Raw genomic sequence first — 21,612 nt, forward strand, 5'->3', positions numbered from 1 at the left:
TATGTCTGGATCATTAGATTTCAAAAACTTAGTAAACTACCTGAATCAAAAATTGGATGTTAAGGGAGATGTTTCCGGAATCACACAATTCAAAGGAGGTTACTCTAATCTTACATTTAAATTTCAGACTCCTGAAAAAACCTTTGTCATTCGTAGAGCCCCATTTGGAGAAAAAATAAGCAAAGCTCATGATATGGGCAGAGAGGTCAGTGTTCTACAAGCTCTTCAGAAAGCAGGATACCCAAAAGCTCCAAAACCAGTATTGTTTTGTGAAGATTCGGATATTTTTGAAGCGCCATTTTTTGTCATGGAACATGTCGATGGATTCATCCTAAGAAATAAGATTCCTCAAGGCATATCCATATCACCGGAGGAATTTCATTCTCTTTCTCAATCAGCTATCGATTGTCTCCTTGAATTGCATCAACTTGAACTAGTAAATTCAGGTCTAATCAACTTGGGAAAACCTGCTGGCTATGTGCAAAGACAAGTCGATGGTTGGAGTGAACGGTATTTCCGGGCGAAGACCGATGAACTTCCTGAACTGGAGCGGGCGATCGAGTGGCTCCAGTCAGAAATCCCAATAAATAAAAATACCGGATTCATTCACAATGATTTCAAATACGATAACCTCGTCCTCAATCCAGAAAACATCAAAGAGATAAAGGCTGTTTTGGATTGGGAAATGGCTACTGTGGGAGATCCTCTAATGGACTTGGGAACTACCTTAGCCTATTGGTGTGAGTCATCAGATCCTGAAGCCCTGAAACTCTTTAACATCTCTCATCTTCCTGGAAATATGACTCGGTCAGAAGTGATTCAATATTACGGCCAAAATAGCAAGCTAGATATGAGTGAAATGCTATTTTATTACATTTTCGGAATCGTGAAAGTAGCCGTGATTGCACAGCAGATTTATAAAAGATTCAAGCAAGGCAATGCAAGCGACCCCCGATTTGGAGGATTGATACATGTGGTTGAGGCATCAGGGAAAAAGGCAATTAAAAGTTTAGAAACTCAAAAAATTTAAAATGAACATTAATAAAATTTGCATCCTTGGAGCTGGAACGCTTGGATCAAGAGTTGCCTTACAATCAGCTATTTCCGGCTATCAGGTATCTGTGTATGACATTCATCAGAAGAGTCTGGATTTTTCACTTAAAACAATGGAAAAGATTCTCCGTCAACTGGAAAAAGCCGGGGAGCTTTCTGAGGAAGAAGGGAAAATGGCACTTAAGCGAATCACATTTACAATGAATCCATTAGAGGCAGTTGAAGATGCGGATTTCATAAATGAAAGTGTGACTGAGAACCCTGAGCTTAAGAAAAAAGTATGGAAACAATTTGGGGAAATCGCTCCTGAAAGGACCATTTTCACTACCAACACCTCCTACTTGCTCCCATCCATGTTTGCCAAAGATTCAGGAAGACCAGCTAAATTCTGTGCTTTTCACTTTCATGATGTGTTTTATTCCAGAATAGTCGATATCATGCCCCATCCAGGCACAGATCCGGATCTGATTCCTTTGCTGGAAGTCCTGGGAAGAAAACTGAATCAAGTTCCGGTTTTGGTAAAAAAAGAAAATCCCGGATATATTTTCAACACCATGTTAATGGCTTTAATTGGTGCAGCTGGCAAGCTGAAGACTCGCGATGTCGCAGAAATTGAAGACATAGATAAATCCTGGATGGTGAATTTCCATATGCCTATGGGACCATTTGGGATTTTAGATTCCATTGGACTCGAAACAGCCTGGCATGTCACTCACAATATGCCTGATGCTGCATCTCAGGCTTTTGCCAAACTTTTAAAAACTTACATCGACCAAGGGAAATTAGGTGAAAAAACAGGTGAAGGATTCTATAAGTATCCTAATCCCAGTTATCGAGACCCAAACTTTGCCAAATAAAAAACCTAGTAATCTATTAAAATAAATGGAAAAAGCGAGAGGAAGTCTAAGGCTTCTGACCGCTTTTTTCTTTATAGTCCAATGGTAAAAGATCGGCCACACGCTCCCAAGCCATGTAGCCCTCCACCATGATACCAAAAGGATTGGCATAGCCCCCATTTTCATAGAGCTCAAGCGAATCCACTTCAAGCTTCATGATTGAAGTTTGGTTGATTGCTTTTTTTCCATTCATAATCCCGGCATATTCACTGGATTCCTTTTCCAGTTTGTAAAGAATATGCAAATGGAAATCGTAACTGATAGTCACTTTTCCATCCTCTCCCCGAGTCAACAAAGATTCTTCATCTAATCGTTGGCTTGTTAACTGATCAAGGAAACCTCCATCCTTGGGAATCCGATCTAGTCTACGAATCTCAAATCCTTCCTCGGCTACCTTCCCTCTATAAAGCGCACGGATAAAATGCTGCAAACTTCCCCGATATGCTTCTTCCCTGTTATTTTCTATGTTTTTTAGCTTTCCCTTTTGGGCCGAGGTATCCTGAATAAATAGTGGATTACCACCATAAAAAATATATCCTCTTCTTCGGTCAAAACTAAAATCGGTCAAAACATATTCAAGTTGATAGCCAAGATTTGGATTTTTGATTTTCAAGACATCGGCAGCTTTCACATTCAGTACACCTGGTTGGGATTGATCATCCAATCGAAGGTCTTTTTCATTCTGAATAATAGATTTTTTTGCGTTTTTGGAGGAGCCAAGAAAATACATTTTGAAAATTTCAAGATTCCTATACCAAGCAGGGTCTCGTTCTTCCTCTACTTCAATCAAATCCAATTCATCCTCAAGTGGCAGAAGCATCACTTTGTAGCCTTGAGGTTTTAACTCAGCAGAATTCAAAGCAAAAGTCAAAGATTCAAATCCAAGCATTCTAACGATCACATCATAATTGCCTTTGGGGATTTCCATAGAAAATTTCCCCTCCTCGTCGGCTGTGATTCCAAAGGTCGTATTGGTCAAAAAGATGGTTGCGTAAGGAATTGGTTCATTTCGAGATGCATCGACCACAGACCCTTTAAAAACGTGCTGCCCAAAAACTGAACTTCCTAAAAAAAGAAAAGACAAGAAAAAAACAGTCTTGATTAATGTCTGAATTTGTCTTGTCTTCACAGGAATAGTATTAAATCAAATTAGCTCTTCTTTTTAGCAAATCTTCCTTTTTTCTTCACTTCAGGCTGATTTTCAATAATTTCGATAGTTTCAGCATAGGTTAAGCTTTCTGCTTCTTTTCCTTTTGGGATCTTGAAATTGTCCTTACCTTTTTTGATATAAGGGCCCCATCTACCATTCAAAATCTGTATTTCAGGATCCTCATCAAAGGACTTGATATGCTTTTTGGCATCTGCTTCTCTTTTGTCTTTAATGAGTTGTATCGCCTCCTCTTCAGTGATACTCAAAGGATCAAGCTCTTTACCCAAAGAAACAAAAGCTCCATCGTGTCTAATATATGGGCCAAATCTTCCTATGGCAGCAACAATCTTTTTATCCTCAAAATGACCTACATCGCGAGGAAGTTTGAATAATTCCAAGGCATCTTCAAGCGTGATATTCTCGATGAATTGACCTTTTTTCAAGCTTGCAAATTGCTTCTCTTCATCCTCACTGTCTCCTATTTGAACCAAAGGCCCAAACTTTCCCAATCTAGCAATGATTGGCTTTCCACTTACAGGATGAATTCCAATTTCTCGGCTTGAATTAATATCCTGTCTGGAAACCTGCTCCGTATCAGAAACACTTTGATGAAATTTCCCATAGAAAGATTCCAACATATCCTGCCAAACCTGACCACCTGATGCAATGTCATCAAACTCTTTTTCAACTCTTGCAGTAAAGCTAAAATCGATCACATTCGGGAAGTGCTCTACAAGAAAGTCATTCACTACCATTGCAATATTCGTAGGGAAAAGTTTTTGTTTCTCCGCTCCAGTGGTTTCCGTTTTAGTAGCATCAGAGAATTTACCATCAGAAATAAGCATTTCTACATATTTTCTAGGTACTCCATCTCTGGATTCTTTGATCACATATTCTCTTCGCTGAATAGTAGAAATAGTAGGTGCATAAGTTGATGGTCTACCAATTCCTAATTCTTCCAGTTTTTTCACCAAAGAGGCTTCTGTATATCTTGGTGCAGGTCTTGTAAATGACTCACGCCCTTTCATTTCTTGCAAATGAAGAGATTGACCGATGGTCAAAGAAGGAAGTAGAGCCTTTCCGTTTGCCTCGTCTTCCTCTGGTTCGTCATCAGTATCTTCGAGATAAACTTTTAGAAAACCATCAAACTTGATAACCTCACCAGTTGCGACTAATTTTTGATCTGCATTGGAGATCTTTATGGTTATGGTTGTTTTCTCCAAAGCAGCATCTGCCATTTGAGAAGCGATAGCTCGTTTCCAAATCAACTCGTACAATCGCTGCTCGTTTCGCTCTCCTGTAACTTCAAAACTTGAAAAGTCAGTTGGTCGGATGGCTTCGTGAGCTTCCTGAGCTCCTTCTGACTTGGTAGTAAATTTTCTTGACTTATGATATTGCTCTCCAAAAGAATTGACGATGGCATTTTTTGCAGAACTCATCGCATCATCGGATAAGTTTACACTATCCGTTCTCATGTAGGTTATTTTTCCCGCTTCATAAAGCTTTTGAGCTACAGACATCGTTTGTGCCACTGAGAAATATAGCTTTCTACTAGCCTCTTGCTGTAGGGTTGAGGTCGTGAAAGGTGCCGCTGGAGTCTTTTTTGTTGGTTTTTTCTCCAGGTTTTCTACCGAAAACTCAGCAGCTAAACAGTTTTTCAGAAATTCTTCTGCCTCAGCCTTAGTTTCGAATTTTTTAGGCAATTCAGCCTGAAAGGTTTTTCCTTCTACCTCGAAAATTGCGGTGATTCGAAAGCTTGACTTTGATTTATGTTGCTCGATTTCTCGTTCTCTTTCCACGATCAAGCGCACTGCTACAGACTGCACTCGTCCCGCGGATAAACCTGTCTTGATTTTTTTCCAGAGTATAGGGGAAAGCTCAAAACCAACCAATCGGTCTAAAATTCTTCGCGCTTGTTGCGCGTTTACCAAATCATAATCGATCGATCTCGGATTTTCAATTGCTTTGGTTATGGCATTTTTGGTAATCTCCCTGAATACAATCCGTTTGGTATTTTCATCTTTCAGCTTTAATACCTCTTTCAAGTGCCAGGAAATGGCTTCTCCCTCACGGTCGTCATCACTCGCCAGATAGATTGTCTCTGCATCTTTGACTAAATTTTTGAGATTTTTGATTACCTCTTTTTTGTCCGCAGTGACTTCATATGTCGGATTAAACCTGTTTTTAATATCAATAGCTTTATCTCCTTTTGGAAGATCACGCACATGACCGTAGCTGGAAGCTACTTTATAATCTTTGCCAAGGTACCCTTCAATAGTTTTTGCTTTTGCAGGTGACTCGACGATAACAAGGTTTTTTGACATAAAACTGGATTTTTTAGAGGGTTCACACCCTTATTCGATGTGCTAAAAATAGAGGGCATTGTTTTCTCGTCCAAATTAATCCTTTTTATCTCCCTTTATTTGGAAGGATTTTTGAGCTTTAAATCAAGATTTTTCATTAATAAAAACACAAGAAATGAAACAGTTATTCTTATTGAGGCACGGCGAAGCAAGTTTTTCTCAAGGTTTGGATTTCGAAAGACAACTCACATCAAGAGGAAGAGAAAAAGTTTTTAGATTAGGACAAACCCTAAAATCTTCAGGAATATCTCTGGATTTCATGTTTTGCTCCGAAGCTCAACGAACTCAGGAGACTGCTGAATTAATTGAAAAATCAATTGAAATCAAGAACTCGCAGATCACAAAAAAAATCTATCAAGGGGATTTAAATACACTGATTACATTATTGGAAAAAACTCCAAAAGATGCTGACACTTGTCTTTTGGTTGGTCATAATCCAACGATCAGTCTTTTACTTTCCAATATTACCGGCTCTGCTTATTTTGGATTGCAACCTGGAATGATGGCAATAATTGAATTAAATGTCCCAGAGTGGAACATGATTGGACATGCAACAGGGTCTCTCCGGGAAATATTAGAATGATTTCCCGGAGCGGCCTTATTTTTTAAAAATCTGTATCAGGACTTGCTAAATCAAGCTTTTTGATCCAAATATTCCGAAAACGCACATCATGTCCTTCCGCCTGAAGTTTGAGTCCGCCCGGTCTATCCGTAATTCCTTTTCCTCCATCATTACCCCCATCAAGTCCAGAATTCGGTCCTCCCCAAACTTGAGAAATCTCCTTGTCCTCATGGATCTTTACACCATTGAAATAGACTGTTGCGCGAGGTTTTTCAACTAATTTCCCATCTTCAAACCGTGCAGCTCTAAAAACAATGTCATAAGCATTCCATTTGCCCACACCATTGTACTCCTCCGATGTTGGCAAATGCTCATTTATTAAAGCCGCCATCCCATGCAAACCATAATCTCCATCTAGAATTTGCACTTCATATCTGTTTTGAAGATAGACGCCGCTATTTCCTCCTTCTGCCATAACCAGAAACTCGACATGGGCTCGAAAATCTTTAAATTCATCTTTAGTCACTATGTCAGCTGCGCCGTATTTTCCACCGGCACCCGCAGGATCAATGCTCGAGATGGCTTTTCCACCATCTACCGGATCAGTAACTTCTGGCCATTTGATAGGCATCTCTGCCGAGAATCTTGGACCTTCCCAGTAAATCCAGTTTTTTTCAAGAGATTTTTTAGATCCATCCAGATATACTTTGGCCCCTTTCTCGGGCTTTTGACCTACTCCGGTCTGAGCTTGTAGACTAGAGAGAGTAAGAAATGAGATCGATGCTAGGATCAACAAAGAAGAAAATTTGGCTTTCATAGGTATTGGGTTTTGGTTTTATTTGTTGAATTTCAACTTAGGTAGAAATATCAGATTTCAATTTGGTTAATTTTAAATGAAATAAAATCAATTTTTACATGAAATGGGAAGGTAAAAAACAAAGCTCAAATGTAGAGGACCGTAGGGGTAAATCTTCAGGAGGAATGGGAGGTGGCGGATTAAATCCAATGATGCTTGGATATCTTGTCAAGCTTTTATTTTCCAAGACTGGATTAATCATCGTCGGAATCATTGCCATTTTTTCTTTCGCCACAGGTACGAATCCTCTGACCTTTATAGGAAATATTTTAGGTGGTGGAGCTCAAGGTTTCACCACGGAAACCAATTATACTCCAACAGCTGAAGAAGATGAACTGGCAGAATTTAGTGCCACGATTTTGGGTGATACTGAGGTAATCTGGAATCAATTGATTGATAATTATAGAGAACCAACCTTGGTATTATTTACAGGATCTGTCTCCTCTGCCTGTGGAAATGCATCCGCAGCAACAGGACCTTTTTACTGTCCAGGGGATGAAAAGCTTTACATCGATTTGAGCTTTTTCGAAGAAATGGAACAAAGTTTAAATGCTCCTGGAGATTTTGCACAGGCCTATGTAATCGCCCATGAAGTAGGACATCATATCCAAAAAATCTTGGGGATCACCGAAGAAATGGATCGACTTCGAGGGCAAGTGAGTCAAAAAGAATACAATCAATATTCAGTTAAATTAGAACTTCAGGCAGATTTTCTGGCTGGCGTCTGGGCTCATCACAGCCAGCAACTAAGTGGCTGGCTCGAACGAGGAGACCTCGAAGAAGCTTTGAATGCCGCTAATGCGATCGGAGACGACCGACTTCAAAAACAATCAACTGGTAGAGTTGTGCCCGATTCTTTTACCCATGGCACTTCTGCTCAGCGCATGAAGTGGTTTAGAAAGGGTTTTGACACAGGAGATCTGAAACAAGGAGATACATTTAGTGCTGTAGATCTTTAGGTTGTTTCCAGGATTTGGATTTGGTCAGCATGAAATTTTGGGAAAAATTGCCGTAGGATATAATATGTCTCTGGAATTTTTGGGACACTCTCAAGCCTGGAAATCAAATCCTCCTTTTCATCCAGATCTTTTACAAAACCAAATCGAGTCAATATGCCACGATCAAATACGCAGTAAGCCTTTTCTGATTCCTCCCTGCATTCAAATTCCAATAAAATTTCTTTTTGGCTGACTTTGATCTGATCTAGAAAAGATCTGACTTTCTGATTGTAGGACAAATGATCTTCTTCACTTTTACAAGCACCACTGCATTGCTGCTCACTTTCTTGGCTGCAGTTGACTTTTCTTAAACCGCTAAGCTTGGGACAAAGCTGAAAATTCACCATCGCTTCTTTGAGAAAATTGGTCGCTTCCTCCAAGGAAAAAAAAGATTCTACAGGCTGAAGATGTCTGGTCACTTTCGAGATCTGGAACCGACCATACCCACTTCCATCTTCATAGTGGAAAAGCCCCCACATCGTTTTCGGAAGTTTCAAAGCGGAATTATATTCAGGCCATAACCTTTTTATTTCCAGCACTTCCATAAGCAAAGCCAAAAACTCAGTACCACTTAGTTTCCATTGTAAATCAACCACTTCAGCCTTTAATTTTTGTTTCAGGTGAGGCAATACATTTCCGGAAAAATGATTTTTGAACCGTTCTCTGATGTTTACTGCTTTACCCACATAAATCACTTTCCCCTTTTCATTTAGCATGTAATAAATTCCACATTGATCAGGGATTTCATAGAATTTGGACTTTGGAAAATTTGGAGGAAGAAATGCCTCTCCAGAATTTTTTTTCAAGGATTGTAATACAATTTCAGGAGCCTGCTTGATCATACGATCAAAAAGAATAGCGGTAGCCATTGCATCCCCCATAGCGCGATGCCTGGCAGTGATTGGAATCTTTTGATTTTCACAAATCCTACCCAAACTGTAAGATTTCAAGCCTGGAAACACTTTTCGACTTAACCTCACCGTGCAAAGTTTTGGAGATTTGAGATCTTTTCCCTCCTTTAAAAATGCCTCTCGGATAAAACCAAAGTCAAAATTTACTGAATGAGCAATAAAGACCCGATCCTTTAGCAATTCCCATAATTCGTCCTGAATATCCTGAAACTTTGGCTCGTGCCGAACCATGAAATTATCGATTCCAGTCAATCCGGTAATATAGGTGGGTATCGCCATCTCTGGGTTCAAAAGGGTTTGATATTCCTGAATGATTTTTTCACCATCATGAACTACCACCGCAATTTCTGTAATCCCCCCTCCTTTTGGATTTCCTCCAGCAGTCTCTATATCGACAATCGCATATTCCATGGTTCAAATTAAGCGATTCATATGATTATTTATTTTTAATTGTCATCGAATGTCGGAACAAGAATAGACTAAGCTTAAAGGGAGAAGTCTTATGAATTACCCCGTTTATTTCTACAGGAATTTTATTTTCCAATTCAAATTTTAAACCGCTTATCCCTTTTTGCAACTTTGTTTCATTTTTATTGGTTTAAAGAAATATTGAATCCTATTTTTGCTTCGTGAACTTCATTAAATACGCATTTACCCTTTTTATTCTTATCCTATCCATTTCAAACGGAATGGCTCAGGACTGTAATCTTGTGATTCGCGGGAAGGTAATTCATTTGGAAAATAATGAACCTATAGAATCTGCCTACATCTGGATCAATGAAGTGGAGCGCGGAGAAATCACAGATCAGGATGGAAACTTCGTTATTAGAAATTTATGTCCGGGTAGCTACACTATAAAAATTCAATTCCTTGGTCACAAAGAAATTTTAGACACCATATCACTCAATACTAATTCATTCAACAAAACCTATAGAATGGAAGAAGAATCCCTTGATCTGGTTGGTGTAGAGATTCATGGACATCGAGATGCTGTTCAAACTACCACTGCACTGACTGCATTATATGGAGATGAACTTCTTGCCGCACGAGGTGAAAATCTGGGTGAAAGTCTAAAGCGAATTGCTGGGGTGACAACTTTTTCTACAGGAAATACGATTTCTAAGCCTGTTATCCATGGAATGCACAGCAACCGGATCATGATTTTAAATAATGGAATCAGACTGGAAGGGCAACAATGGGGAGCTGAGCATGCACCGGAAATTGATCCCTTTCTTGCAGATGAAATCACTGTTGTGAAGGGGGCAGAAACAGTAAGATATGGCCCTGAGGCAATGGGTGGCGTAATTCTAGTAAATCCCGCCCCATTGGCTACCAAGAAATCCCGAAAAACAGAATTGAATCTCCTTGGAGGTACAAATAGTAGAATGGGGAATATTTCGGTCACTCACAGCGGAGGGTCTGGAAAAATAAATGGTTTAGGTTATCGTGTTCAAGCCTCCGCCAAACGTGCAGGAAATGTGAAATCCCCCGATTATTATCAGGATAATACAGGGATGAGCGAACTTAATTTCTCCGGGGCTTTGGGATATTCCAGTTCAAAATTGGGAATTGAAACTTATTACAGCTTTTTCAATACTTCAATAGGTATTCTAAGAGATGCGCACACTGGAAACCTAAGTGACCTTGAACAAATCATTCAAAATGGGAGGCCTTTTACCAATGCTGATTTCACTTATGAGATTAACAATCCCAAACAGGTTGTTTCCCATCATTTGGCAAAGGTAAAATCTCATTATCACCTTTCAGAAAACTGGAAATTGAACGCGCAATATGGTTTTCAACTGAATCTCAGAGAAGAATACGATCGAAGAAGAGGTGATCTGAACGATAGACCAAGTCTGGACCTAAAGCTCTACACCAACACGTTTGATCTATTTGTTGACCATACCCACAGAAATGAATTCAGTGGGACTTGGGGTGTGAACTTGATTCAGCAAGCCAATTCAAATGTCCCTGGAACTGGGGTAACCCCATTGATTCCAAACTACGACATGGTGAATGTGGGATTCTATTTGATGGAGAAATATTCAAAAGGACCCCTTGAATTAGAAGCAGGACTTAGATATGACCTCAGGAATGTTCAGACAGCTCGATTTATTCAAAATGAGCTTCAGGAAGCTGACCTCGATTATCAAAATTTCTCTGCATTCATAGGTGGCCTTTTCCAAATTAATCCAAGATTATCGTTCAGTTCTAACCTAGGGTCAGCGTGGAGACCTCCAAATGTGAACGAATTATTCAGTCAGGGTCTACATCATGGTGCTGCCGCAGTTGAAATAGGAGATTCGGAATTGAATTCCGAAAAGTCATTCAAATGGGTGAATGAATTGGAATACGACCATAACAACCTCCATTTGGAAGTTACTGGATACGCCAATCAAATCAACAACTACATCTATCTTAATCCTACAGGTGAAACTGTGGTCAGTCTAAGGGGGACATTCAATGTATATGAATACCTACAGGCTAATGCGTTTTTCTACGGGTTTGATTTTGCGGGAAGTTATGAGTTTACAGAGAAAATTAGTGCCTATGCAAAAGGCTCCATAATCAGAGCAAAGAATACTGATGAGAATAATTATTTCCCATTTATTCCTTCAGATCGAATGGATTGGGGATTTGCTTATGATTTTGACTCCGGAAATGGGAAAACGAATAAGGTGACCTTAAGCAATATTTTGGTAGCTCAACAAACACGAGAACCAGACTTTGACATTGCACCCGCTCCTCCAGGATACGCACTGTTTAATTTGGCCTATCAAAAACAACTTCAGGTTCATTCGAACAAGCTCAATCTTGGAATTCAAGTCCAAAATATATTCAATACATCGTACAAAGAATACATGAACCGGTTTAGATACTTCACAGATGATATGGGAAGAAATATTCTATTAAAAATCAACTATCAATTCTAATTAAAACCAATTAATTTAAATTATCCAACTATGTTCAATTCAAAAAAAAATCTGGTCTACGTAATGGCTTTTTTCGCTCTGTCTTTTTTTACTGCATGCGAAAGTGATGATCCTGTAATTGAAAACGACGCAGAAGTAATTACTGATGTGATTCTGAACTTCCAAGAACTAGATGCCACAGGAAATCTTGTAGGAGCTGTGACCACTTTCAGTGCATCGGATCCACAAGGAATAGAAGTCGGCGCTACTCCAACTATTGATAATGTAACCTTGACTAAAGGAAAAACTTATCAACTCAACATAGAAGTTAGAAATTCAATTGAGAATGAAGATATAACTGAAGAAATCTTAGAGGAAGGCGATGAGCACCAATTCTTCTTCCTAGGTACAGCTTTTGTAGGTTCCCCTGTTTTAACTTACCAATACGATGACCTTTCCGGTGAATTAATTGGAGTACAAGGTATTGTGACTGTAGCTGCTAGTCCAGGATTCAATAATGCCAATATGAGAATTATTCTCAGACATGATTTGGACAAAAACTTCCCAGGTGCAACCAATCCTAGCTTTGAGAATTTTGTACAAGCGGGAGGAGAAAGTGACCTCGATATTACTTTCCCATTAATTTTGAATTAATTGACAACTCAAATCCATAAAAAAGGCAACCCATTGGTTGCCTTTTATTTTTTAAATCTATTCTGTTTTAGAAAGAATTTCCACAAACAGCAATTTTAGAACGGTCGAAACCTTCTGCATTTGTTTGATTCATCCCTACATTTCCTGATGCTAATATCACCTGATATTCAGGACCATCAGCTGCTAAATGGATTTTAACATGACCGTCAAAGGTTTTCATTTTTTCAAAATCTAACTTAGTCCCGTCTGATAATTCGCTCAAAACAGTTTTGCTACTGAGTGTCGCTGAGTTTACAGGTTGAAGAACGGCTGCTATGACTGCTTCAGGTTGCTCGTAATTTCCAAAATGCAAGTGTGTAGGGAAACTGGTAGCTTCATTGCCCGCAGCGCCCACCAATTTTATATTAAATTCCAATCCACCATTAACCATTTCAACTATTTCCAATGTCCCGGAATAATTGAAGTCACTGGATTGAAATAGCTGATATTCAATTTTATTGTTAGTGAGCTCTTCTGGGTCGGATTCGGAACAAGCCGAAAATCCGAGTAGAATCACAAATCCAAAGATTAACTTTCTCATATTTCTACAGTTTAATTTCTAAACGGACAAAAATCACTTTCTGTTCCTTTAGGTTTAATAAATATAAATCTTTTCAATTAATCCCCTCGCGATCCTTTCTAATTCGGGAACTTGGAGTTTGAAAATCTATGAAACACTTCTCGCAGCTAATCACCGAACTTGACCAAAGCAACAAAACCAATGATAAGTTGGCCGCATTGGAAACTTTTTTTTCAAATGCGAGTGATGAGGATAAAGTTTGGGCAATTGCACTGTTTACACATAGAAGGCCTAAGCGCCAAGTGACTACCCGTCAGTTGCGTGAATGGTGTATTGAACTATCTGAAATCCCCGAATGGCTTTTTGAGGAATCCTATCATACAGTAGGCGACCTAGCAGAAACAATAGCTCTTCTTCTACCCCACCAAAAATCGAATGAAGAGATCAGCTTAGCCGATTGGATAAATAAACTGATTGAACTCAAGGGACTTTCAGACGAAGAGAAAAAGTGGATGATTCAGGATTCATGGAATAGACTCACCAAAGAAGAATGTTTTATTTTCAATAAAATTCTCACAGGAGGATTTCGAATTGGAGTCAGTCAAAACCTGATTTCCAAAGCCCTTGCGGTCCACTTGAAGAAAGAAAAATCATTTATAGCCCATGCCTTGATGGGAAATTGGGATCCGATAGAAACCAGCTTTGAAAAGCTATTTGATTCAGATTCGGCAATAGAGGATTTATCAAAACCATATCCTTTCTTTTTGGCACATAGTCTGGAAAAAGGAATCGAAGCACTTGATGAGCCTAACAAATGGCAGGTAGAATGGAAATGGGATGGAATTCGGGGACAATTGATTCGAAGAAAAGGGGAAACATTTATCTGGAGCCGTGGAGAAGAATTAGTGACGGAGAAATTCCCAGAGTTGGCTAATCTCGGTAATAGTCTGCCAGACGGGACGGTTTTGGATGGTGAGATCTTATGCTTCACAAATGGAAGTCCCCTGCCCTTCAATCTACTTCAAACACGAATCGGTAGAAAAAATGTCAGTAAAAAAATTCTTACAGAAGCCCCTGTAAGCCTTTTAGCATACGATTTATTGGAGTTTGAAGGAAAGGATATTCGTGATCAACCGCTAGCAGAGCGGAGATTAAAATTAGAATACCTGTTTAAATCCATTGATCATACAAATTTCGAATTGTCGACCCCCATCGAAGCTAATAGTTGGACGGAGTACTCTATGCTCAGAGAAGAGTCCAGAAATTATTTTGCAGAAGGGTTCATGCTCAAGCGAAAGGATTCCTATTATGAAACAGGAAGAAAAAGAGGAAGTTGGTGGAAATGGAAAATAGATCCATTGACAATAGACGGAGTCATGCTTTATGCTCAAAAAGGCCACGGAAGCCGGGCCGATCTTTACAGTGATTATACATTCGCTGTTTGGGATGGTGATCTACTGGTTCCATTTGCAAAAGCCTACTCTGGGTTGACTGATGCGGAAATGAAAGAAGTCGATTCATTTGTCAAGAAAAACACCAAGGAACGATTTGGACCGGTTCGAACAGTAAATCCGGAATTGGTATTTGAAATTGCTTTTGAGGGAATCCAAGACAGTCCTCGTCACAAAAGTGGGATCGCATTAAGATTTCCCCGAATTTCACGTTGGAGAAAGGACAAACCCAAAGAAGAGGCCAATTCTTTAGCTGATTTGAAAGACCTTTTGAAACTGTATGGAGGGAAATAGACTTGAAATTGGTCTTACTTATTTTGAAGAAAAAGGCTGGAAACCCTTTCCTTTTCAAATTCAGACCTGGAATGATTTTCTGGATGGTAAATCTGGGCTGCTCAATGCACCAACGGGTTCTGGAAAAACCTTTGCCCTTTGGTTTCCGGTCATTTTAGAATACATTCAAAACAACCCAGAGACATGGAAGAAGCCACAAAACAATGGAATTCAACTCATCTGGGTGACTCCTCTCAGAGCTTTGGCTCAGGATATACAACTTGCGATGCAGGAGGTTTGTACATCAATTGGTTTGCCATGGACCGTTGCAGTGAGAAATGGTGACACTGATGCAAAGACCAGAGCTGCACTCAAAAGAAGACCTCCTGAGTGCCTGATCACTACTCCTGAGACTCTTCATATTCTAATTTCTCAAAAGGATCATCTCAAACTTTTTTCCAACATCCAAACCATCGTCGTAGATGAGTGGCACGAACTCGTAGGTAACAAACGTGGAGTACAGGTCCAATTAGCTTTGGAATATATTCAATCCATCTGTCCGACTAATTTCAGAAGATGGGCAGTTTCTGCAACCTTGGGAAACATAGAAGAAGCGGCAAAAACGCTTCTCGGTAATGATCTTCCTGTTCATATTGTCAAAGCCGAAATTGAAAAAGAGATTATACTCCATTCAGTTTTTCCGGAGGAAATCGAAAAATATCCCTGGGCTGGCCATCTCGGAATTCGAATGCTGGAAAAAGTCATCCCAATCATTGAATCAGGAAAAACGGTACTTCTTTTTACCAATACCCGTTCGCAGACAGAGATTTGGTATCAAAAAATCCTTGAGGCAAGACCTGACTGGGCGGGCTGGATTGCCATGCATCATGGATCGCTCGATATGTCTGTGCGATCTTGGGTTGAGCAATCGCTGCATGAAGGCCGATTGAAATTGGTGGTTTGTACCTCAAGTTTGGATTTGGGAGTCGATTTTAGACCTGTTGATCGAGTCGTTCAGATCGGGAGCCCAAAGGGCGTTTCAAGATTTATTCAGCGTGCCGGAAGGGCTGGGCATCAACCTGGATTACCTTCTGAGATTTTCTTTGTGCCTACCAATGCACTTGAGCTAATTGAAGCTGCTGCTCTTCGCGATGCAATTGAAAAAGGAGAAATGGAATCCCAATTCCCCCCAGTTTTAACTTACGATGTGTTAATTCAATTTTTGGTGACACTCGCTGTGGGAGAAGGTTTTGATGCAAATCACGCTTTTGAAGTTGCCAAAAGAACTCGGACTTTTTCAAAATTGACTGCAGAAGAAATGAATTGGATGCTTGATTTCATCACCAAGGGAGGAAATTCCCTGGGAAGTTATGAGGATTTTCTAAAAGTGAACTTAGCCGAGGATGGTAAATACAGGGTAACCAATAAACGGATTGCGATGAAGCATAGGCTTTCGATGGGGACTATCGTTTCGGATGCCATGCTTAAAATCCGATTCAAAAACGGAGCTTTCCTAGGGACGGTGGAAGAGTATTTTATCTCGAAAATGAAACTGGGGGACCGGTTCTTTTTTGCAGGGCGAAGTTTGGAATTGCTTCAGGTAAAAGATATGAATGCCTATGTGAAAGTATCCGAGAAAAAAACCAGTAATGTGGTCAGTTGGATGGGTGCTCGGATGTCTTTATCCTCCAAGCTTGCGGAAAAGATCCGGGAACTCTTGGAAGATTATAATCAGGGGATCTGCGATTCAGAAGAAATCAGAAGGGTTTTACCGATTTTAGATTTACAAAAGCGACTCTCGATTGTTCCAAACCGAGATACTTTTTTAATCGAGTCACACAGGTCTTCACAAGGTTACCACCTCTTTTTTTATCCTTTTGAGGGATTGATGATACATGAGCTGATGAGTGCGCTGATTGCCTATCGTATCAGTGTCAGTTACCCTGTTTCTTTGAATATGGCGATGAATGATTATGGATTCGAGATTTTGTCAGACAGCCCTATTCCTATTGATGAGTTGCTGGAGGAAGATCTCTTTTCGATGAAAAATATAAGAGAAGATTTGCTGCACTGCGTGAATGAAAGTGAGATGACCCGAAGAAAATTCAGAGAGATTGCGAGTATTTCCGGCCTGGTTTTTCAGGGCTATCCGGGGAAACCCACCACTTTTAAGCATATCCAAGCCAACTCTAGTCTGTTATTTCAGGTATTTGAAACCTATGATCCGGACAACCTTTTGCTAAAACAAGCGCATCAAGAGGCATTAAACAGCCAAGTGGAACAGGATAAATTTATTCAGGCGATGGAAAAGCTAAATCAACAAAAAATTGATGTGCGCTATCCGGTACAGTTCACGCCTTTTTCATTTCCAATAATGGTGGATCGATTAAATCGTACTTCTATTTCTTCCGAAAGCATCGAAGATCGGGTAGCAAAGATTCAGGCGCAGTTTGCGATTCAGGATTAAAAAGGGACCTAACGATTAATCTCCAAATAATTAGCCGGACGAATACTATCCGTTCGGTCATACAAGTAATTCCACTGGGTCATGTATTCATCAGCCGGAAGAAATTCATCATTCCTTTCGGCTAGTTTTTTCATTAGGATAGTTTCCATTGAACTTTCCAGCGTGTTAAAATCTGTCCTTCCGATTAAGTTATCCATCTGATATGGATCCTTCTCATTGTCGTACAGAAGCCAAGGTCCTTTCAAATCTTTGACATAGGTATAGCGACGGGTTCGAATTCCCCTAAACTCCCTTCCCCCATTTTTGAATTGCCACTCATGAAATGGAACTGGAAGCATGATAAGAGCGGCTTCACTTACAATTTCTTTTCCGGAAATCAGGCTGTTTGAAAAATCTTTTCCTTCAACTGTTTCTGGTATTGCAATTCCGCTTAAACCCAAAAGTGTTGGAAGCAAATCAGGTGTATTAATTGGATTGGAAATATTCCTAGAAGACTTTCCGAATTTAGAAGGAAAACGAATTAACATTGGAACCTTAATCGATTCATCATAAGGACGTTGTTTTTTCAAAACCCCTTTGGAAAGTAACATATCTCCATGTTCTGAGGTGAAAACAAAGATGGTATTTTCGGCTAAGCCTGCATTATCAATTTCATCCAACAATCTTCCTAAAGCAGAATCCAACGCCGTGATATGAGCATAATAATTTGCGATGACCCGCTTGGCACTATCTTGCAACGCAAGTGGTACATTGGGTCGAAGTTTGATTTTTCTCCAGTCATATCGATCCTTAAATTCCTGTGGAGCCGTGGGATAAGGATCGTGTGGCGGTCCCCAGGACATCACCAACACAAATGGATTTTCCTTATTTCGCTGAATGTAGCTGATGGCGCTATCGGTTTGTGCAAAAGCATCATACCCGGTCCAAAATTGCTTTTGATCATTCTCATCGAAATAAAATGAATTGTTGTAATCGTGAGTTACCTCTCGGACTTTCCAATAATCAAAGCCTTGCCTCCTTTCTTTCGGTACAGGTTGATTTCTGCCACTAAATGGATCCTCTCCCCTTTGATGCCCATTTAAATGCCATTTGCCAATGTAACCTGTTTGATAGCCTGCTTCCTTATAAATTTTTCCGAGGGTAATCGCTTCAGAATCCAGTGGTTTGTCATTGTAAAAGATTCCATGCGTTAGCGGATATTGCCCGGTAAGGAAACTAGCTCTCCAAGGCGCACAGACCGCCATCACCGTGACTGCATTTTCAAAAATCAGGCTTTCAGATGCCAGTCTATCCAAATTAGGAGTGATCACATCAGGATTACCTGCATATCCCGTTGCCTCAGCTCTCCACTGATCTGCCAGAATAAAAACCAGGTTTGGTTTTGTAGGATACTCAGCTTCCAATCCAATTGGGGAGCTTGGCTTTTGAGAACAAGCGGAAAAAGCAGCGAGAAGGACAAGAATGATTAAGGAGTGATTTTTCATTTTCAAACAGATATAAACCCTATTTCTATGAAAATCAGAAAATAATCATCATGCTCCATCCTGAAATCAGCATGCCATCAATAAAGACCAGAGCAAAATATTAAAGGGAATTTAATTTGCTCTCCAGAAAAACGGCGTAAAAAGAATCAGAATCGTAAATAATTCAAGTCTTCCCAAAAGCATAATTAAGGAAAGGAAAATCTTAGCTCCTGGCGAAAAGAAGGCGAAATTATCAACGGGCCCGACTTTACCAATTCCAGGACCTACATTCCCCAAGCTGGTTGCTACTGCTCCAAAAGATGTCATCAGATCGTAACCCATGATGGAAAGAACCAAGGATCCCATCACAAAAGTCAGAAGGTAAATCAAAAGGAAATTCATGATATGGGTAATGATTCTTCCTGTTACCCTATCACCGTTAATCATTAAAGGAACAATTGCTCTGGGGTGGACTAATCGCTTGAATTCCAGCCATGAATTTTTAATAAAAGTCAGGTGTCTCACAAACTTTATTCCCCCTGCTGTAGAACCAGCTGAACCACCGATAAACAAAAGCATAAAGCAAATGAAAGTGACTCCCTCACCATATTGAGTGTAATCATCAGTAACAAATCCGGTAGTAGTAATAATGGAAACCACCTGAAATAATGACTTCCTAAACGCTAATTCATTAGAAACTCCACCACTAGCCATAATTGGATAATAAAGCACTAAGGCTATTGCTAATAAGGAAAATGCATAGGTTTTGAATTCATCACTCTGAAGGACTCTTTTAAATTTACCAACTAGCCCAAAGTAAATAACGGTAAAGTTTGTACCTGCAAGAAACATGAAAAAGATAGCAGTGTATTGGATAAAAGCAGAGTCATAAAAGGCCAAACTATTGTTTTTGGTGGAGAATCCTCCTGTTGCAAGTGTAGTCAGTGCATGATTAATTGCATCAAAGAAGGTCATTCCCCCAGCCCAATAAAGGAGCATTGCAGCGAGAGTCAGGCCCACATACACATACCATAAGCGCTTCGCTGTCTCGGAAATTCTCGGGTGAACTTTATCCGAAGTAGGTCCTGGAGATTCTGCAACAAAAAGCTCAATACCACCAATTCCCAATAGTGGGAAAATAGCAACGGTAAGCACAATAATACCCAAACCACCTATCCATTGAGTCATACTACGCCAAAAAAGCAAGCCCTTCGGCATGGCCTCAATATCCGTTAAAATTGATGCTCCCGTTGTAGTGAGTCCGGACATTGTTTCAAATAAAGCATCTGCAAAACCGGTAATCTCTTTGCTCAAAATATAAGGAAGCATACCAAAACCAGCCATAAAAAGCCAGCTAATCGCTACGATAAGGTATCCTTCTCTCTTACGGATATTTTGATCTTGTTTGGAAAATGAAAGAAACAATACAACACCGATAATCATGGCAATGACTGAGGAAGTCAAAACTGGCCAAGGATCTTCACCAAAATGGAGGGAAAACCCAATCCCTGGTAGCATCAAAAGTGCTATGAGCACCAAGAGTGCTCCCATGATTTTACCGATAGCTTTAAAATGGATCATGCCTTAATGAAAGATTTTTTCCAATGCAGTCTTGGCGTCTGGAAGTGCAAAAACAATTGCTTTGTCATTTAAGGCCAACTGGAAGTCTCCATCTGGAATTAATACTTCCTCTCCACGTATTACTCCCGCAATTATCGCAGAATCCGGAAAATGAAGATCCCGAAGTGGGTTTTTGATCACTCTGTTATTCTTACAAATCGAATATTGGATGAACTCAGCATCAACGCCATAGATACCAGAGACCGCATCAACTGAGCCTTTTTTGAGATATCTTGAAATCTCATTAGCCGCTACCAGTTTTTTATTGATTAATGAATCGACTCCAATACTATGTGAAATATGAATGTATTCCCTTGTATCTACGTGGGCGATGGTTTTATAAACCCCGTGATTTTTAGCAGAAAGACTGGTGATAATGTTAGTCTCCGAAGATTCAGTCAATGCTAAAAAAGCATCCATTTGCTCCAATCCCTCTTCAATTAGCAATTCAATATTTTTATAGTCACCATTGATTACTAAGCTGCTTTTAAGATTTTCTGCAAGCCACTTACATCTTTCTTTGTCTTTGTTAACCAGAGTAACTCGGTATTTTCCTTCCAGTCTCAATGCAGTAGTCAGCGCCATATCATCTCCACCAATAATCATGATGTTCTTGACTTCTACTTTCTTTTGCCCAAGGATCTCAAGGATGTTTTCGGTATTTTTTTTGTTTGACACAAAGAATACGTGATCCATATTTCGGATAATCGTACTTCCTCTTGGAATAATTGTCTTTTGATCGCGAAGTATCGCAATGATCCGAATATCTTCAAAAATAGGATTGGACTTTGTATCCATAATCCGCTGATTTACAAGCGGATTAGTTTGATCAAGTGTAACCCCTACTATATTCAATTTCCCACCACCAAAATCAAAAATCTCCGTAAAACTTGAGTTTTCGATCATGTTATAAATCTCCCTGCTACAAAGCATGGTGGGAGATATCAAATTATCAATTCCAAGATTATTAAAGTAGGCAAGATTGTCAGTCTCCAGATAGGAGTGATTCCTAACTCTCGCCATTACACGTTTTGCTCCTAGTTGCTTGGCAAGTAGAGCGGTAACGATATTAGTCTTTTCGGAAGTGGTAACCGCCAAAACCATACTTGCATTTTCAACATTGGCGCGTTGAAGAACTTCAAAGGAAGTTGCATCTCCTTGCACAGTTAAAACATCAAGTTTGGAGGAAACATAATCCAGGACTTCGCGATCTGTATCGATCAAAATGATATCCTTATTATCGTAACTTAATTGTGTCGCCAGATGGTACCCCATATCTCCAGCTCCAGCAATCACTATATTCATCCCCATAGAGGTAGTTCAGGTGATTTTAGATGGTGCAAAAATAATATCTTTCGCGTTGGGAATCAGAATTCAAGCAAATTCTTTTGCACAGATTCACCTATTCAATCAAAATTCTC

General features: G+C 39.8%; 16 protein-coding genes. 8 read left to right on the top strand and 8 right to left on the bottom strand.

Annotated elements, in window-relative coordinates:
• The first annotated feature begins 1 nt into the window (after position 1).
• Positions 2-1,030, top strand: coding sequence for a phosphotransferase family protein (locus tag BVC88_RS12195; RefSeq protein ID WP_075350983.1), 1,029 nt, complete (start codon positions 2-4; stop codon positions 1,028-1,030).
• Position 1,031: 1 nt separating this feature from the next.
• On the top strand, positions 1,032-1,910 hold the full coding sequence (locus BVC88_RS12200) for a 3-hydroxyacyl-CoA dehydrogenase (protein WP_075350984.1): 879 nt from the start codon (positions 1,032-1,034) through the stop codon (positions 1,908-1,910).
• Between the two features lie 46 nt (positions 1,911-1,956).
• Here BVC88_RS12200 and BVC88_RS12205 read toward each other — a convergent pair whose 3' ends face one another.
• Together BVC88_RS12205 and topA are read right to left on the bottom strand one after the other, a co-directional pair.
• Positions 1,957-3,078, bottom strand: coding sequence for a carboxypeptidase-like regulatory domain-containing protein (locus tag BVC88_RS12205; protein WP_075350985.1), 1,122 nt, complete (start codon positions 3,076-3,078; stop codon positions 1,957-1,959).
• 20 nt (positions 3,079-3,098) lie between these two features.
• Positions 3,099-5,423 (bottom strand): type I DNA topoisomerase, encoded by a 2,325-nt coding sequence (topA, locus tag BVC88_RS12210; RefSeq protein ID WP_075350986.1) that lies wholly within the window; start codon positions 5,421-5,423, stop codon positions 3,099-3,101.
• A gap of 154 nt (positions 5,424-5,577) precedes the next feature.
• Between topA and BVC88_RS12215 the strand changes: the two genes are divergently transcribed.
• On the top strand, positions 5,578-6,045 hold the full coding sequence (locus BVC88_RS12215; protein WP_075350987.1) for a SixA phosphatase family protein: 468 nt from the start codon (positions 5,578-5,580) through the stop codon (positions 6,043-6,045).
• 22 nt (positions 6,046-6,067) lie between these two features.
• Here BVC88_RS12215 and BVC88_RS12220 read toward each other — a convergent pair whose 3' ends face one another.
• Complete coding sequence (locus tag BVC88_RS12220; protein ID WP_075350988.1) at positions 6,068-6,841, bottom strand: 3-keto-disaccharide hydrolase; 774 nt, start codon at positions 6,839-6,841, stop codon at positions 6,068-6,070.
• A gap of 98 nt (positions 6,842-6,939) precedes the next feature.
• Between BVC88_RS12220 and ypfJ the strand changes: the two genes are divergently transcribed.
• Positions 6,940-7,839 (top strand): KPN_02809 family neutral zinc metallopeptidase, encoded by a 900-nt coding sequence (gene ypfJ / locus BVC88_RS12225; RefSeq protein WP_075350989.1) that lies wholly within the window; start codon positions 6,940-6,942, stop codon positions 7,837-7,839.
• Here the strand turns inward: ypfJ and BVC88_RS12230 are convergent.
• Complete coding sequence (locus BVC88_RS12230; RefSeq protein ID WP_075350990.1) at positions 7,836-9,200, bottom strand: exonuclease domain-containing protein; 1,365 nt, start codon at positions 9,198-9,200, stop codon at positions 7,836-7,838. The two genes, ypfJ and BVC88_RS12230, sit on opposite strands and share 4 nt — an antisense overlap.
• A gap of 218 nt (positions 9,201-9,418) precedes the next feature.
• Here BVC88_RS12230 and BVC88_RS12235 point away from each other — a divergent pair, with 218 nt between their 5' ends.
• The gene (locus BVC88_RS12235; protein ID WP_083639089.1) at positions 9,419-11,725 is read left to right on the top strand and encodes a TonB-dependent receptor; all 2,307 of its coding nucleotides are present in this window, start codon (positions 9,419-9,421) and stop codon (positions 11,723-11,725) included.
• Between the two features lie 30 nt (positions 11,726-11,755).
• Positions 11,756-12,358: a hypothetical protein gene (locus BVC88_RS12240; protein WP_075350992.1), complete on the top strand. Its 603-nt coding sequence runs from the start codon at positions 11,756-11,758 to the stop codon at positions 12,356-12,358.
• 67 nt (positions 12,359-12,425) lie between these two features.
• Here the strand turns inward: BVC88_RS12240 and BVC88_RS12245 are convergent, their stop codons facing one another.
• Positions 12,426-12,938: a hypothetical protein gene (locus tag BVC88_RS12245; RefSeq protein ID WP_075350993.1), complete on the bottom strand. Its 513-nt coding sequence runs from the start codon at positions 12,936-12,938 to the stop codon at positions 12,426-12,428.
• A 128-nt stretch (positions 12,939-13,066) separates the two neighbouring features.
• Between BVC88_RS12245 and BVC88_RS12250 the strand changes: the two genes are divergently transcribed.
• Together BVC88_RS12250 and BVC88_RS12255 are read left to right on the top strand one after the other, a co-directional pair.
• Complete coding sequence (locus BVC88_RS12250) at positions 13,067-14,662, top strand: ATP-dependent DNA ligase (RefSeq protein ID WP_075350994.1); 1,596 nt, start codon at positions 13,067-13,069, stop codon at positions 14,660-14,662.
• Entirely contained in the window at positions 14,649-17,108 is a 2,460-nt protein-coding gene (locus tag BVC88_RS12255; protein ID WP_075350995.1) for a ligase-associated DNA damage response DEXH box helicase, read from the top strand. Before BVC88_RS12250 ends, BVC88_RS12255 begins: the two co-directional genes overlap by 14 nt.
• An 8-nt stretch (positions 17,109-17,116) precedes the next feature.
• On the opposite strand, the gene BVC88_RS12260 is transcribed toward BVC88_RS12255, so the two are convergent.
• From BVC88_RS12260 to trkA, 3 genes are all read right to left on the bottom strand, one after another.
• Positions 17,117-18,592 carry a sulfatase family protein gene (locus BVC88_RS12260; protein ID WP_075350996.1) on the bottom strand — a complete coding sequence of 492 codons (1,476 nt, stop codon included), beginning with the start codon at positions 18,590-18,592 and terminating at the stop codon, positions 17,117-17,119.
• 111 nt (positions 18,593-18,703) lie between these two features.
• A complete protein-coding gene (locus BVC88_RS12265; protein WP_075350997.1) occupies positions 18,704-20,152 on the bottom strand; it encodes a TrkH family potassium uptake protein in 1,449 nt (482 codons plus the stop codon).
• A gap of 3 nt (positions 20,153-20,155) precedes the next feature.
• Entirely contained in the window at positions 20,156-21,502 is a 1,347-nt protein-coding gene (gene trkA / locus BVC88_RS12270; protein WP_075350998.1) for a Trk system potassium transporter TrkA, read from the bottom strand.
• Between the last annotated feature and the right edge of the window lie 110 nt (positions 21,503-21,612).

Origin of the sequence: Algoriphagus marinus (assembly GCF_001936475.1) — a bacterium.
Lineage (GTDB): Bacteria > Bacteroidota > Bacteroidia > Cytophagales > Cyclobacteriaceae > Algoriphagus > Algoriphagus marinus.